The following is a 14,187-nucleotide window of genomic DNA, read 5'->3' on the forward strand; positions in this document are numbered from 1 at the left end:
AGTGTAAACAAATGATAAATCACAGAGAAAAAGAGTCTGTAAGCGAACGCTTAATAAGCTCAAAACAAAACAGGCAATTGGATGAAGTCCGCGGAAGGGTGATTGTGTCTGTGTGTGCCGCGATTATCATTGCGGCATCAGCGGCGATCACAATTTTTCTCGGCATAAAGGGGCTGCAATCTTTTTTTGTAAATGGTGTAAGCCCGATTGAGTTCTTAACAAGTCTGAATTGGAATCCAACCCAGGCAAAACCTGAGTTCGGCGCGCTGCCTTTTATTTTCGGATCATTTGCGGTCACCGTTCTGTCCGCTCTGATCGCAGCGCCCCTCGGTATTGCGGGTGCCGTGTTTATGACGGAAATTGCGCCGACTTGGGGAAAAAAGGTGCTGCAGCCGGTAATTGAGCTGCTTGTCGGCATTCCGTCCGTCGTTTATGGATTCATAGGTCTTACAGTATTGGTTCCGTTTATCGGCTCTTTTAAATCAAGCGGAACGGGTCACAGCCTTCTGGCGGGGACGATCGTGCTCTCGGTAATGATTCTGCCGACTGTTACATCGATTTCCGCTGATGCGCTTGCGTCACTTCCGAAACACCTTCGCGACGGTTCATATGCGCTTGGTGCGACGAGGTGGCAGACAATCAGAAAGGTGCTTATCCCGGCGGCGTTTCCGACATTGCTGACCGCTGTCGTGCTCGGGATGGCAAGAGCGTTCGGAGAAGCACTCGCCGTACAGATGGTTATCGGAAATACAAAGCTTCTGCCGGAAAGCCTGCTTGATACGGCGGGAACATTAACGACGATTATTACGTTAAACATGGGCCATACCACATACGGCAGTATTGAAAATAATACGTTATGGTCTATGGGGCTCGTTCTTCTCATCATGTCGTTTCTGTTTATATTGCTCATACGCTACTTGTCATCTAGGAGGAAAGTGTAATGAACCGGAAAATAACGGATAAATTGGCCACCGGTGTATTCGGGTTATGCGCCGCTGTAATCGCGGCGATTTTGGCAGGATTGTTTTTGTACATTCTTATTCACGGCGTCTCTGAAATCTCCTTGCATTTTCTTACGTCAAAATCGAGCGCCATTGCGTCAGGCGGCGGAATACGGGATCAGCTTTTTAACTCCTTTTACATTCTGTTTATCACCATGCTGATCACGATACCGCTTGGTGTGGGGGGCGGCGTTTTTATGGCTGAATATGCGCCCCAAAATAAAATCACTGATTTTATCAGAACGTGTATTGAGGTGCTGTCTTCGCTTCCGTCCATTGTCATCGGGATGTTCGGCATGCTGATGTTTGTCAACCTGACCGGATGGGGCTACACGATTATCGGAGGCGCGCTCGCATTAACCGTCTTTAACCTTCCCGTTATGGTCCGGGTGACAGAAGGCGCGCTCACTGCAGTTCCTAAGGAGCTGAAAGAAGCTTCTCTCGCTTTAGGCGTATCGAGATGGCATACCGTCAAAACGGTGCTGATTCCGAGTGCGATTCCTTCGATTTTAACCGGAGCCATTCTCGCATCAGGAAGAGTATTCGGAGAAGCAGCCGCATTGTTATTTACAGCAGGACTGACAACGCCGCGGCTGAACTTTACGGATTTGAACCCGTTTTCTGAATCATCTCCTTTCAACATTTTCAGGCCGGCTGAGACGCTGGCGGTTCATATATGGAGTGTCAATACGCAGGGAATCATCCCTGACGCCGAAGCGATTGCAAACGGCGGCTCGGCGGTGCTGGTGATTTCGGTGCTCTTGTTTAACCTTTGTGCAAGATGGCTCGGATCTGTCATTTATAAAAAGCTTACGGCAAATTAATCGGAAAGAGGCGAAAACATGATTGATCACATCATCAGGGAACATGCGGAACAGACAAAGCGTTCGCCGGAGTCTTCAATTTTGGAAGTGAAGCATTTATCAATTTATTACGGTGACAAACAAGCGGTTAAAGATGTAAACATGGATATTGAAAAACATGCGGTGACGGCTCTGATCGGTCCGTCCGGCTGCGGGAAATCAACATTTTTGAGACAGATTAACAGAATGAACGATGCCATTCCTTCGGCAAGAAGCGAGGGAGAGATCCTATATGAAGGGCTGAATATTTTGGGGGAAGCGATTAATGTCGTGTCTCTCAGACGGGAGATCGGTATGGTGTTTCAAAAACCGAATCCATTCCCGAAATCCATTTACAATAACATCACACATGCGCTGAAGTATGCGGGTGAACGCAGGAAAGCCGTTTTGGATGATGCGGTCGAGGAAAGCTTAACGAAGGCTGCGCTTTGGGATGAAGTCAAAGACCGGCTTCATTCATCGGCTCTTTCGTTATCAGGCGGCCAGCAGCAGCGCCTTTGCATCGCCCGTACGCTTGCGATGAAACCTGCCGTGCTTCTTTTAGATGAACCGGCTTCAGCTCTGGACCCTATTTCAAACGCCAGAATCGAGACGCTTTTGACAGAACTGAAAAAAGATTATTCGATTATTATCGTTACGCATAACATGCAGCAGGCGCTGAGGGTGTCTGACCGAACGGCTTTCTTTTTAAACGGGGAAGTGGTGGAATACGGGCAGACAGAACAAATTTTTACGAGTCCTAAAGCGCAAAAGACAGATGACTACATTAACGGAAAGTTCGGATAGGGGGAAGGACTGTGAGCCTTGTGAAGGAAGCGGTGCACACACAGAATTTATTTGATATTCACGGCATGAACGTATGGTACGGAGCCCATCAGGCTTTAAAAGACATTACGATCGGTTTTGAGGAGCGGAAGGTAACTGCGATCATCGGTCCGTCCGGCTGCGGGAAATCCACTTTTATTAAAACATTAAACTTAATGCTGCAAATGGCTCCGAATGTCAAAGTGACAGGCGACATGATCTATAACGGGCGCAATCTGCTGAAAGAAAAGACGGATGCGGCAGAATTAAGAAAACAAATCGGTATGGTGTTTCAAAAAGGAAATCCGTTTCCGCAGTCAATATTTGAGAATGTCGTGTACGGTCCGAGAATTCACGGCGAAAAAAATAAAAAGAAACTGCTTGAAATCGCCGAGGAATCTTTAAAGGCAGCTGCGCTCTGGGATGAAGTGAAAGATCGCCTTCACCACCAGGCGCTTTCACTGTCAGGCGGTCAGCAGCAGCGGCTGTGCATCGCAAGGGCGCTCGCCACCAAACCGGACGTCCTTCTGATGGATGAACCGACGTCCGCTCTCGACCCCGTATCCACACGGAAAATAGAAGAGCTGATTTTGACATTGAAAGAAAAGTATACAATCGTCATTGTGACGCACAACATGCAGCAGGCTGCGAGGGTCTCTGATCAAACCGCGTTTTTCTATATGGGCGAACTGGTAGAGTGGGGGGATACGGACAAAATATTTTCTCAGCCGGATCATCAAAAAACACATGATTATATCACCGGAAAATTCGGATGAAAAAAACGGGCCCGGCCATTGACCGGGTCCGTTTTATATTGCTTATTAAAAAAGCCTGCCGGCCGTATCCATCTGAATGGACGATGCCTGCAAGCTTTTTTAGCGGGTTAATGTTTTGACGATTTTTTTAAAGCTCATATCTGAGTCGACTTTGAAATGGCCGGCGCGGATTTCTTTATGGTAGCCTGCGTCAATGACGTAATCATTAAAGTCCTTCGCTGAAGGAATAATCCCTTCTTTTTCAAGAATGGATGACACATCAGCAGTGCTCATTCCGTTTTTAATCGTCAGTTTGTATGTTACTTTTTTCTTTTTGTCGTCTGTGTTTTGGTCGTTGTTTAACGATTTTTCTTTAGAATCAAGAAGTTTTTGATAGTCATCCCGGTTGACGGAGACTTTTTGCTGATCGTCGAGGTAGCTGTTTACTTCTTTTTCTGTCAATGCTGTTTTTTCGGTTTTAACGGCGGCTGCCTGGTCATGGTCAGTCAAATAGAAGACAGCGGCGAGAACGGCCGTCGCTAAAATCATGCCTGCTGCAAAAGCCTGAATGCCCCGTTTTGTCATACGAGCACCTTCTCATTATCTTTAATAATGGTATTGACGTCCTCGACAGACACGTGCTCCGCTTTTGCGATGGCTTCCGCAGACATTCCGTTGTTATATTTTGAAATGATTTGTTTGGCGATTTTTTGGTTAATGCCGCTGCTTTTGGCTTTGCGGATCACGAGGTTGGTTTCCAGCAATTCTTCTTCAAGCACCGTCATTTTCTTTTTCAACTTGTAAATTTCCTGCATGGCGGAAAGCTGAAGCGTTTCAAGCTCCTGTTCCACGTCTTTCATCGGATCTCTTTGAGAATATGAGAATGCAATAAGCGCTATACTGACGATAAACAACGCAATAATAGCAATTTCCACGTTTCATCACCTTCTATTATTAATTTGCCCTTCTTTTTTATACCATAAAACGCCGCCATTCTAAAGGAAATAGAGAAAAAAACGGAATTTTGTCGGGAAATCTTTTTTATTCGGGGAGCAAACGGTTATTTCTCTATAGATTTCGTATCAGAAAGTCCTTTTTTGTCCTGTTTCGTCATATTTTCCCTTCATCTGACGCAGGCTCATTCAGAGGATCAGAAGCGTAAACTGATGTTTTCTGCACTTAAACAACATTTCATGTAAATCACTCTAGCATTCCGTCCATTATAGTGGTATTATATATAAGTCTGAATAAGTAAATGATATTTAGTTTGGAGGGAAAATAATGCGCGTTAATATTACTTTGGCTTGCACTGAATGTGGTGAGCGTAACTATATTTCTAAAAAGAACAAACGCAACAATCCGGACCGCGTTGAATTTAAAAAATATTGCCCACGTGATAAAAAATCTACGTTACACCGTGAAACAAAATAAGCTGTTTAAAACAGCGGAAAAAGCTGGAGCTTTCAATAAAGTTCTGGCTTTTTTGTCTTTCAGGGAGGTTTGACAAACGTGAAAGCACAAATCAGAACCGATATAAAAGCAAAGCTTTCTGACATGACAGAAAGTGAATGGGAGAAAAAATGCCGCAGCATGCGTGAAACGCTGTTTTCTTTAAAAGAATGGAAACAGGCCCGCGTGATCGCCGTTACCATCTCGACACGCCTGGAAATTCCGACACGGCCGATTATTGAACAGGCCTGGAAAGAGAAAAAACAAGTCTGTATCCCAAAATGCTTTCCGCAGACGGGAGCGATGGAGTTCCGTACATTTTCTGCGTATGATCAGCTGGAAACCGTATATGCGGGCCTCAGTGAACCGATCGAGAGCCTGACGGAAAAAGCCGCCCAAAAAGACATTGACCTTGTGATTGTGCCCGGCGTGGCTTTTGACCGGGAAGGCTTCAGAATCGGATACGGCGGAGGATATTATGATCGGTACCTCTCCGGTTATAAAGGCCGTACCGTGTCGCTTCTCTTTGACTGCCAGCTGACAGACCGCATTCCCCGCATGCCCCACGATATTCCGGTCGATATGATCGTGACTGAATCTGAAACCATCGCTTAATCGCATAAAAAACTTCTTGCACCGGAATAATTCTCGCTGTTTGACAAACGATAGGGGCAGGAGGGATAAGATGAAAAAAATGTTGATCTACTCATTATGCGCCGTATCTGTTTTAGCCGTTTACCAAAACCGCTACCGTCTGATGAACAGCGTGCTCAGCCAGCCGGGGATCAGACGGTCATTCATTCATTTCTTTTTAAAAATACCGTTTATCAGAAACAAATTCATTCAGCAGGCATTTTAAACAAATCCCGTTTTTCAGCGGGATTTTTTGCATAAGAAAACCTGCCGGTAAAAAACGGCAGGTTTTCTCGTATTGTCAGCTTTTTTTCAGGAAACCGAGCAGAATTGAGATCATAGGAGAAATGTACAGGAAAAAGGTAAACGGCAGGTAGTCGATGACGGAAACCCCTAATGCGCTTGCCATAAAAGCGCCGCTTACTCCCCAGGGAATCAGCGGGTTGATCAATGTTCCGCCGTCCTCAAGCGACCGCGCAAGGTGAATCCGCTTAATGCTGAGCTTGTCATATAAAGGTTTATAAGATTGGCCCGGAATTAAGATCGACAAATACTGCTCACCTGTCGCAAGGTTTACGCCTATACTTGAGAAGACGGTCGCCATGACAAGACGTCCTTTCGTATGCACGCCTTTTATCAATCCTTGAAGCAGCGCCGCGATCAGGCCCGTTTTTTCCATCAGGCCGCCGAGCGCAAAGGCGATCATGATCAGAGAGACTGATCCCATCATCGATTGGAGCCCGCCCCTGTTGATAATGCTGGCCACAGCCTGGTCGCCGGTTTTAAACGCCGTCCCGCTTTGCAGGGCGGATATAAATCCTTGAATGCTGCTGTCAGGAATAAAAACAGCAGTCAGAAGCCCTGCGGAAATAATACCGGCGGTAAGCACCGGAATCACGGAAACCCGTCTCACAGCTAAAATGATCACCAACAGAGGTGAAAGAAGCGACCAAGGCGTAACGTGCACGGCCTCTTTTATTCCGGAAATGACCGCCTCAATATTTTGCGTTGAAGCGGCATTTATTGAAACCGATGAACCGAGAATATAAAAAAGAACAATCGTGATCAGCAGTGCCGGAACGGTAGTGCCCATCATATGGCGAATATGCTTAAAAATCGGAATTTCGCCGATTCCGGCGGCAAAATTCGTCGTGTCGGACATCGGTGACATTTTATCACCGAAACAAGCCCCGCAAATGACTGCTCCCGCCGTCCATTCGAGCGGAACTCCCGCCGCGCTTGCTACCCCTAACAGCGCGACGCCGATTGTACTGACAGTTGTCAGACTTGAGCCGACAAGCGTGCTGATAATCATGCAGGAAAATAATGCGGTCAAAAGCAGCTGACTCGGCTGTATAATTGACAAAGCGTAAACGGTGACGGTGGGAATGGCGCCGCTGTACATCCAGGCGCCGATCAGCACACCGATCAAAGCCAGCACGATAATCGGCTGCACACCGTTTTTCAATCCGCTGACAATTCCTTTTTCAAGACTGTCCCACGAGAAACCGAGCCACAAACCTGCCAGAGACAGAATAATGACGCAAAAGAACAGCGGCATATGCGGCTCTGTATGAAAGAAAAACAGGCAGGAAATAATGACTGCTAACATCAAGACAAATAAACTGATGGCTGAGATGAACGTCAGCCTTTTTTCTTGTTTCAAAACAACACCCCATCAAACTTTAATCCTTTTGTGCTTTTGGGCACGAAAGTATTGTAACAGAAAAACGCATAAATGAGTGTTTTTTTACAATTTTGAATATATAATTTATGAAAATAATACAAGGATATTTTCTCCAATCGTTTTTTGCTTGACGCCCGGATCAGTGATGAAATACGCTTATACTAAGAAGAGTAGAAATGGTGAAGAAGATGAATTCATTTTATGACGTGCAGCAGCTGTTTAAGTCATTCGGACATATCGTTTATTTCGGTGACAGACAAGCCGAAATAGACTTTATGAAAGATGAATTAAAGGAAATGTACTTGTCAAACGTGATTGAAAGAGAATTATGGCAAAAAGCCGCCGGTGTTCTTCAGAGAGAATCGGAGCGGATCAAAGGCAGATAACAAAGCAGGATTTTAATAAGAAAAGGAGATTATTATGGAAGATACATGGTTTGCGGGGATTGATCTTGGCGGGACAACCATCAAGCTGGCCTTCATCAACATGTACGGTGAAATTCAGCATAAATGGGAAGTTCCGACCGATAAATCAGGAAACACAATTACGGTCACGATCGCCAAAGCGCTTGACCAGAAGCTGGAAGAACTGAACAAGCCGAAACGGATCGTAAAATGGATCGGAATGGGAGCGCCCGGACCCGTGGAAATGGCGACGGGGATGGTCTATGAGACGACAAATATGGGGTGGAAAAACTATCCGCTGAAAGACCATCTTGAGGCGGAAACGGGTATTTCGGCCGTCATTGAAAACGATGCCAATATCGCGGCGCTCGGAGAAATGTGGAAGGGTGCAGGTGACGGGGCCAAAGATGTCATTTTAGTGACGCTCGGAACCGGAGTCGGCGGAGGCATCATCGTCAACGGAGAAATCGTTCACGGTAAAAACGGGGCCGGCGGAGAAATCGGTCATATTTGCAGTATTCCGGAAGGAGGAGCTCCGTGCAACTGCGGAAAATCCGGCTGCATCGAAACGATTGCGTCCGCAACCGGCATCGTCCGCATCGCGAAAGAAAAGCTTGCGGCGGTTTCCGACTCTTCGCTCTTACAAGTGGATGATCTGACGGCACGTGACGTGTTCGAAGCGGCTAAACAGCAGGATAAGACAGCGCTTGAAGTCGTCGATTATGTCGCAAAACATTTAGGCCTCGTGCTCGGAAATCTGGCAAGCGCCATGAATCCGACGAAAATCGTGCTCGGCGGAGGCGTGTCTAAAGCGGGTGAAATCCTGCGGTCAAAAGTGGAAGAGACTTTCAAAATCACCGCATTCCCGCGTTCTGCGGAAGCGGCCGATATTTCGATTGCGGCACTTGGAAATGACGCCGGAGTCATCGGCGGGGCGTGGATTGCCAAAAATGAATGGCTCAAACATCAAAACTGCTGAAGAAAGTCTGCCTGCCCATATCGCGGGCGGCTTTCTTTTTTTATCTCCCCTGTCATATAGTTTTTAAAAAAGGGGGATGAACATGGCGGGAATTCGTGTCAAACCTGAATTGAAACAGCATATGAAAGATATTGCAAAGGTGCTTTCAATTGATGAAAAACTGTTGAAAGCCGCTGATAAAACGGCGGAAAACGATGAATTATTTTGTCCCGGCTTTGCCGTGAGCGGGCAGTCAGAGGGTCCGCCGCTTGAGACGCTGAGCGGGCTTTCGCGATACATCCGGCACTGTGAAAGGACTCTTTCCGCTGATCAATGGGTGAAGGAAGAAAAGGTGTACGGGTCCCAATCGGTTTATGAAGAAATTGAGAAAATAACGGATGTCTTTCCGTTTGTCACGTGCCGTAAAATCGGCAGTTCCGTATTGGGAAAGCCGCTTTATGAGCTGAAAATAGGTGCGGATATGGCTGAAAGAAAAGTCCATGTAAACGCCTCATTTCATGCCAATGAATGGATCACCACCTCGGTTGCGCTTAAATGGTGTAAAGAATATTGCGCGGCATTATGCGAAAATAAAACCGTTTTCGGGCACTCTGCGCTTGATATATTCAGCCTGACATCATTGTCATTCGTTCCGCTCGTAAATCCCGACGGTGTTGATCTCGTACTTTACGGATGTGAAAATTTATCAGAAAAAAATGAATTTCTTAATCAATTAAATGAGCACCGCCCGGATTTCCGCGAATGGAAGGCGAATATAAACGGTGTGGATTTAAATAAACATTTCCCATCCAATTGGGATATTGAACAGAGGCGCAAACCGAAAGCCCCTTCATACCGTGATTTTCCGGGGACGGCGCCGCTCACTGAACCGGAGGCGCAGGCGATGCACCGGCTGATAACGGAGCAGCCGCCTGACAGGCTGATCGCGCTTCATACGCAGGGAGAAGAGATTTATTGGGGATACGAAGGATGTGAACCGGAGCAATCATCCCGGATGATTCGGGAGTTTGAAGCGATAAGCGGAAACCGCTATCAAGGCGTTAAAACCATTGACAGCCATGCGGGTTTTAGGGATTGGTTTATACAGCAGTATGGAAAAGAGGGCTATACCATTGAGCTCGGAAAGGGAAAAAACCCTTTGCCTTTTCATCAGTTTGCTGATATTTATCAAGCGACGGAAGGTATTTTGTGGAGGTCGCTTGTTTTTTGAGACATCTGTGAAATTTCTCATTTGTTTACATAAACAAATATGGGACAATAGAAAAGAATGGAGGGAAGGCTGGTGAGATACTTGGTTTGTGTTCTGCTGTCCGCATTCGTTCTGTGTTTAGCGGCCTGTGAACCATCTCATCAGCAGCAAGACACAGGCGTTTCGGCAAAATCGGCAGAACAGAAAATCGTTCCGCTCAGTAAAAAGGAAGCGGAGAAAACGGAAGGATGGCTGGATAACAGAACGATCCTGTATACAGCACATCATCAGCTGATGAAATATGATCTTTTCAGCGGAAAATCCGAACGGCTCTATGAAACAAAGGGCAATATTGTCAATGTAAAGATCAGCCAGAAAAAACAGCTGATTCTCGTACAGGTGACAAGCAGCGGTCAGACTGAGCTTGTGCTTATGAACAAGCAGGGGAAAAGACTTTATCACAAAGCCTTTAACTCTTATGAGCTGGAGACGGCTTGGAATCCGTATGACCCGTATCAAATGATGATTACCGTTTTTACTGAAACATGGGACTTCACAGCCTATACGGCCGATATGAACAACGGCATTTTAAAAAAGAGTCCTGTTCAGGCCCCTTTTGTCCATTGGACCTCCACTGATGAATTCCAATATATCAAAAAAGGAAAAACGGAGGAAGAGGGTCCTTTATATTCTTATGACTTGCAGACAAAAAAAGAAAAAAGAGTGTTTCATCACGTCATCTGGGCCGATTCCCGCCCGGGCATGACGATTGCCGTCAGACAAACGGATCAATCGGACGGAGACGGCGAGTTCCTTTTCCAAAAGCCGGCATCCGTGACGCACCGCTTTCCTCTCCAAAAAAAGTATCAGAGCTTTGCGCCGATGGAATATGATTACGATCAGACACACAAGCGGTTTTACATATTTAAGCCTGAAGGCCGCTCTTACAATCTGATCAGCTTTGACTTAGGAGACGAACGGGAGCGGACGGTGCTCAAAAACACGGAAATGGAGCCGATTCAGATCTCTCCGAACGGGGAATACGCTTTATACGGCTTTACGTATGACCGTCTGATTTCACTGAAAACAGGCATGACAGAACCAATCATAACAAATGAAAAAGGAGTTTGAACCAAATGGCAATTGCAGATGTGACAATCATTCCGATCGGAACAAAAACACCGAGCGTCAGTGAGTATGTAGCGGATGTGCAAAACATTTTGGAGGGTTACAAAGCTGCCGGCAAGATCAAATTTCAGCTCACGCCGATGAACACTTTGATTGAAGGTGAGCTGAGCGACTTATTCGCAGTCATTCAGGACATTCACGAAGCCCCGTTCCAAAAAGGGCTGCACAGAGTGGCGACAAATATCCGCATTGATGACAGACGTGATAAAGAAACGACACTGGAGAGCAAAATCAAAAGTGTCAGCAAACATTTGCAGCAATAAAAAATAAGCCTGTATCCATTGGATACAGGCTTTTAATGTGCAGTCGGATAGCCGCTGGTTACAACGGTCATTACGGTAAACCAGCCAAACACGCCCAGCGTGGCGGCGGCTAACAAAAATCCCAGGATATTTCTCTGTCTGACAGCCCGCAGGACTCCTAATACAGCTAATAATGCGACAAGGCCGAAGATTACAACAAGTAACATCATGCTCCTCCTTTGTCATTGGAACCTGAAAATCTTTCCATTTCATTTTAACCGTTTTCATTTTGTTTGTCGATAGCGTTTTCCCGGCCGCATTCATTGAATCTTCCGCAGAAAACCTTCATAATAAGGGCATATACATAAAGAGGTGATGAAAGTGAAATGGAGACGAATGCCGGCCGGTCCGATTCAGGCAAACGCGTATTTTCTTGTCAGTGAGGATCAGTCCTGTCTTATTTTTGATCCGGGCGGAGAAGCGGACAAAATCAACAATTACATAAAAGAAAACAATCTGAAGCCGCTGGCCATCTTACTGACGCACGCCCATTTTGACCATATCGGCGCGCTTGACGAAGTAAGAGACAGATGGGATGTTCCCGTATATCTTCACAAAAATGAAGAAAAGTGGCTGGAGGACTCTTCCTTAAACGGATCAGGCATATTGCGGGGCATCGCCGTAACGGCACGGCCCGCCGAACGGCTGATTGAAGGCGACGGCATATTGGACATCGGGCCTTTCCATTTGGAGACATTGTTTACGCCGGGACATTCACCGGGAAGCGTTTCTTATTATGTGAAGGACGCGGATCTGGTGATTTCAGGTGATGTGCTCTTTCAGGGAGGCATCGGCCGCACTGATTTACACGGCGGAAGTCAGGACGTATTGCTTGATTCCATTCATCAAAAACTGCTCACGCTTCCCGGATATACACTTGTGTTAAGCGGGCACGGGCCGGAAACGGATATTCAGACAGAGCAGGAGCGAAACCCGTTTATCAATGGTTTTTCACTGTAAATGAAAAAAGACAGACCATAATCGGTCTGTCTTTTTCTGTCAGTGGGTTCCGCCGCCCGGTGTCATAATAAAAATAGAGTAATATGTAAATCCGGCGAAAAATACGGTTAAGTAAGCTCCGAAAATATAAATATACATCCGCTCAGTCAGATTCAAATAAGAAAGAAATACGAAAAAGATCGTCTGTCCAAAAAACAAAAGTGAAGCGTCTTTCATGCCCCCTAAAAAAAACATGACTGCAAATATCCCCGTCCAAAATCCTAACACCCGGAACATGCGATTCATTCCTTATCCCCTCCCGAGAGTCTATCTGAAGTTTATTATAATAGATCGGCACTCGAAATGTAAACATTTTCATGATTATATTTATTGTGGAATTTATGTCTTTCCCTGTGTTTTATATCTTATGCCGCCCTCTGAAAAAGATCCGAAAAATCTTTTTGAAATATGTTTAATGAAAAAAAGTTCAGGGTACTTATGTTAACAAAGAGACGGATTATCCGAGGGAGGAATTTTTAAAAATGAAAGAACTTATTTTTTATTCATACCCGAGCTGCACATCATGCCGAAAAACGAAACATTGGTTAAAAGCCCACAATGTTGACTTTCAAGAGCGCCATCTATTCAGGGAGACACCGACAATTGATGAATTGAAGCAGATCTTATCATTAACGACTGAAGGAATTGATGAAATATTGGCGACGAGAAGTCAAACATTTAAAAATCTCAACCTGAACATTGAAGAAATGACTGTAAATGAAGTGCTGAAGCTTTTGACTGAGAAGCCGAAACTGCTGCGGCGTCCGATTCTGATCGATCGAAATAAGCTCGTTATCGGATACAATCCAGGAGAACTGATGAAGCTGACGAAGAAAAAAACGGTACATCAATCTGTATCATAAGAGAAAAACGAAGATCCGCTGATCAAAATTTATCAGCTAATCTTCGTTTTTTGCGGTTGCGGGACTGGGCTAGCTGGATTCGAACCAACGATCACGGAGTCAAAGTCCATTGCCTTACCGCTTGGCTATAGCCCATCGGATGTAATTACAGTATGTGCGTCCGGCGCCGATTTATACATACAAAGGAATTTGAATGGAGGAGACCCGTGAAACATTTGAGTGAAACATTATCTCGAACCTTAATTGAAGAATCAGGTGAAATCACACGCCAGTGGCTGCTCATACCAAAATCGGGGCGGCCTACAGATGATCAGAAAGCGGAAATGCAGCACCGTCTGTTAATTGAAATCGTTGCCGGCATTTTATCGGAAAAAGACGGCGGGGAAGAGGAGCTGACAAAATGGGCGCTTCAGTTCGCAAGGGACCGGGCCGTCCATGAAGTACCGGTCTATGAAAGCGTCACGAGCTTTAAAGAATTCCGGAGATTGGTCTGGAACCGCATACAGACGTGCTGTGAAACAATGTCTGAGAAGCCTGGGGCGAATGCGGTATTCCATTGGGGAGAGAAGCTGAACAAAGCAATTGACCATATGATTGAAGTATTTACAGAGGAATATTATAAAGTGACGGTTACACAATTAAACGCCCAAAAAGAAATGATTAACGAACTAAGTGCGCCGATTATGCCGATTGCCGACGGTATTGGAATTTTGCCGCTCGTCGGCGAAATTGACACCTACCGGGCAAAAATGATTTTGGAATCGGTGCTTGACCAATGTTCTTCACTCCGTCTTTCTTATTTATTTTTAGATATATCAGGTGTGCCGATTGTGGATACGATGGTCGCTTATCAGATTTTTAAAGTGATTGACAGCACAAAACTTCTTGGCATAGAAACGACAATCTCAGGCATCAGGCCGGAAATCGCGCAGACCGTCGTGAAGCTCGGCATCGATTTTTCTCAGGTGAAAACGGAGCAGAGTCTGGCGAAAGCGCTGGCAAAAAACGGATTTATCGTAAAAGAATCATTAAGATGATAAAAAGCTGAATGGCCGGGAGGGATTTCTCCCT

20 protein-coding genes and 1 tRNA gene are annotated in these 14,187 nt (G+C 45.7%); 15 read left to right on the plus strand and 6 right to left on the minus strand.

Features of this window, described 5'->3' with window-relative positions; translation table 11 throughout:
* The first annotated feature begins 11 nt into the window (after positions 1-11).
* From pstC to pstB (ACNFN4_RS03090), 4 genes are read left to right on the plus strand one after another with little or no spacing between them, the layout of a single operon-like run.
* Positions 12-941 (plus strand): phosphate ABC transporter permease subunit PstC, encoded by a 930-nt coding sequence (gene pstC / locus ACNFN4_RS03075; RefSeq protein WP_007612605.1) that lies wholly within the window; start codon positions 12-14, stop codon positions 939-941.
* Entirely contained in the window at positions 941-1,825 is an 885-nt protein-coding gene (pstA, locus tag ACNFN4_RS03080) for a phosphate ABC transporter permease PstA (protein ID WP_007408306.1), read from the plus strand. Before pstC ends, pstA begins: the two co-directional genes overlap by 1 nt.
* Positions 1,826-1,843: 18 nt before the next feature.
* A complete protein-coding gene (gene pstB / locus ACNFN4_RS03085) occupies positions 1,844-2,650 on the plus strand; it encodes a phosphate ABC transporter ATP-binding protein PstB (RefSeq protein ID WP_014418390.1) in 807 nt (268 codons plus the stop codon).
* 11 nt (positions 2,651-2,661) lie between these two features.
* Positions 2,662-3,444 (plus strand): phosphate ABC transporter ATP-binding protein PstB, encoded by a 783-nt coding sequence (gene pstB, locus ACNFN4_RS03090; RefSeq protein WP_014418389.1) that lies wholly within the window; start codon positions 2,662-2,664, stop codon positions 3,442-3,444.
* Between the two features lie 99 nt (positions 3,445-3,543).
* Here the strand turns inward: pstB (ACNFN4_RS03090) and ACNFN4_RS03095 are convergent, their stop codons facing one another.
* Entirely contained in the window at positions 3,544-4,008 is a 465-nt protein-coding gene (locus tag ACNFN4_RS03095) for an endolytic transglycosylase MltG (protein ID WP_022552954.1), read from the minus strand.
* Positions 4,005-4,358, minus strand: coding sequence for a hypothetical protein (locus tag ACNFN4_RS03100; RefSeq protein ID WP_003153047.1), 354 nt, complete (start codon positions 4,356-4,358; stop codon positions 4,005-4,007). The genes ACNFN4_RS03095 and ACNFN4_RS03100 overlap by 4 nt, the downstream gene beginning before the upstream one ends.
* A gap of 346 nt (positions 4,359-4,704) precedes the next feature.
* Between ACNFN4_RS03100 and rpmG the strand changes: the two genes are divergently transcribed.
* The 3 genes from rpmG to ACNFN4_RS03115 all read left to right on the plus strand — a co-directional run bounded on the left by rpmG (position 4,705) and on the right by ACNFN4_RS03115 (position 5,731).
* Positions 4,705-4,854, plus strand: a complete 150-nt coding sequence (rpmG, locus tag ACNFN4_RS03105) for a 50S ribosomal protein L33 (protein ID WP_003153056.1) — start codon at positions 4,705-4,707, stop codon at positions 4,852-4,854.
* Positions 4,855-4,932: 78 nt separating this feature from the next.
* A complete protein-coding gene (locus tag ACNFN4_RS03110; RefSeq protein WP_017418150.1) occupies positions 4,933-5,487 on the plus strand; it encodes a 5-formyltetrahydrofolate cyclo-ligase in 555 nt (184 codons plus the stop codon).
* Between the two features lie 70 nt (positions 5,488-5,557).
* A complete protein-coding gene (locus ACNFN4_RS03115) occupies positions 5,558-5,731 on the plus strand; it encodes a hypothetical protein (RefSeq protein ID WP_094296041.1) in 174 nt (57 codons plus the stop codon).
* Between the two features lie 75 nt (positions 5,732-5,806).
* Here the strand turns inward: ACNFN4_RS03115 and nhaC are convergent, their stop codons facing one another.
* Positions 5,807-7,171, minus strand: coding sequence for a Na+/H+ antiporter NhaC (gene nhaC / locus ACNFN4_RS03120; RefSeq protein ID WP_021494320.1), 1,365 nt, complete (start codon positions 7,169-7,171; stop codon positions 5,807-5,809).
* 197 nt (positions 7,172-7,368) lie between these two features.
* Here nhaC and ACNFN4_RS03125 point away from each other — a divergent pair, with 197 nt between their 5' ends.
* From ACNFN4_RS03125 to ACNFN4_RS03145, 5 genes are all read left to right on the plus strand, one after another.
* Positions 7,369-7,578 (plus strand): YqgQ family protein, encoded by a 210-nt coding sequence (locus ACNFN4_RS03125; RefSeq protein WP_007408313.1) that lies wholly within the window; start codon positions 7,369-7,371, stop codon positions 7,576-7,578.
* Positions 7,579-7,612: 34 nt separating this feature from the next.
* Positions 7,613-8,575, plus strand: coding sequence for a glucose kinase GlcK (glcK, locus tag ACNFN4_RS03130; RefSeq protein WP_015417825.1), 963 nt, complete (start codon positions 7,613-7,615; stop codon positions 8,573-8,575).
* A gap of 82 nt (positions 8,576-8,657) precedes the next feature.
* Complete coding sequence (locus ACNFN4_RS03135) at positions 8,658-9,785, plus strand: M14 family metallopeptidase (protein ID WP_448199990.1); 1,128 nt, start codon at positions 8,658-8,660, stop codon at positions 9,783-9,785.
* Positions 9,786-9,857: 72 nt separating this feature from the next.
* On the plus strand, positions 9,858-10,895 hold the full coding sequence (locus ACNFN4_RS03140) for a YqgU-like beta propeller domain-containing protein (RefSeq protein ID WP_448199991.1): 1,038 nt from the start codon (positions 9,858-9,860) through the stop codon (positions 10,893-10,895).
* 5 nt (positions 10,896-10,900) lie between these two features.
* Positions 10,901-11,215 (plus strand): MTH1187 family thiamine-binding protein, encoded by a 315-nt coding sequence (locus ACNFN4_RS03145; protein ID WP_003153073.1) that lies wholly within the window; start codon positions 10,901-10,903, stop codon positions 11,213-11,215.
* A gap of 32 nt (positions 11,216-11,247) precedes the next feature.
* Here the strand turns inward: ACNFN4_RS03145 and ACNFN4_RS03150 are convergent, their stop codons facing one another.
* Positions 11,248-11,421, minus strand: coding sequence for a DUF2759 domain-containing protein (locus ACNFN4_RS03150; RefSeq protein ID WP_003153076.1), 174 nt, complete (start codon positions 11,419-11,421; stop codon positions 11,248-11,250).
* A gap of 154 nt (positions 11,422-11,575) precedes the next feature.
* On the opposite strand from ACNFN4_RS03150, the gene ACNFN4_RS03155 reads away from it, so the two are divergent.
* Positions 11,576-12,214 carry an MBL fold metallo-hydrolase gene (locus ACNFN4_RS03155; RefSeq protein WP_012117988.1) on the plus strand — a complete coding sequence of 213 codons (639 nt, stop codon included), beginning with the start codon at positions 11,576-11,578 and terminating at the stop codon, positions 12,212-12,214.
* Between the two features lie 39 nt (positions 12,215-12,253).
* Here the strand turns inward: ACNFN4_RS03155 and ACNFN4_RS03160 are convergent, their stop codons facing one another.
* Positions 12,254-12,499: a DUF2626 domain-containing protein gene (locus ACNFN4_RS03160; RefSeq protein ID WP_003153078.1), complete on the minus strand. Its 246-nt coding sequence runs from the start codon at positions 12,497-12,499 to the stop codon at positions 12,254-12,256.
* A gap of 236 nt (positions 12,500-12,735) precedes the next feature.
* Here ACNFN4_RS03160 and ACNFN4_RS03165 point away from each other — a divergent pair, with 236 nt between their 5' ends.
* On the plus strand, positions 12,736-13,116 hold the full coding sequence (locus ACNFN4_RS03165; RefSeq protein ID WP_003153079.1) for a Spx/MgsR family RNA polymerase-binding regulatory protein: 381 nt from the start codon (positions 12,736-12,738) through the stop codon (positions 13,114-13,116).
* A 64-nt stretch (positions 13,117-13,180) separates the two neighbouring features.
* On the opposite strand, the gene ACNFN4_RS03170 is transcribed toward ACNFN4_RS03165, so the two are convergent.
* Positions 13,181-13,251, minus strand: a tRNA-Gln gene (locus ACNFN4_RS03170).
* Between the two features lie 71 nt (positions 13,252-13,322).
* Between ACNFN4_RS03170 and ACNFN4_RS03175 the strand changes: the two genes are divergently transcribed.
* Positions 13,323-14,153 carry an STAS domain-containing protein gene (locus ACNFN4_RS03175; RefSeq protein ID WP_015240214.1) on the plus strand — a complete coding sequence of 277 codons (831 nt, stop codon included), beginning with the start codon at positions 13,323-13,325 and terminating at the stop codon, positions 14,151-14,153.
* The last annotated feature ends 34 nt before the right edge of the window (positions 14,154-14,187 follow it).

The sequence above is a fragment of the Bacillus sp. N1(2025) genome, assembly GCF_053470005.1.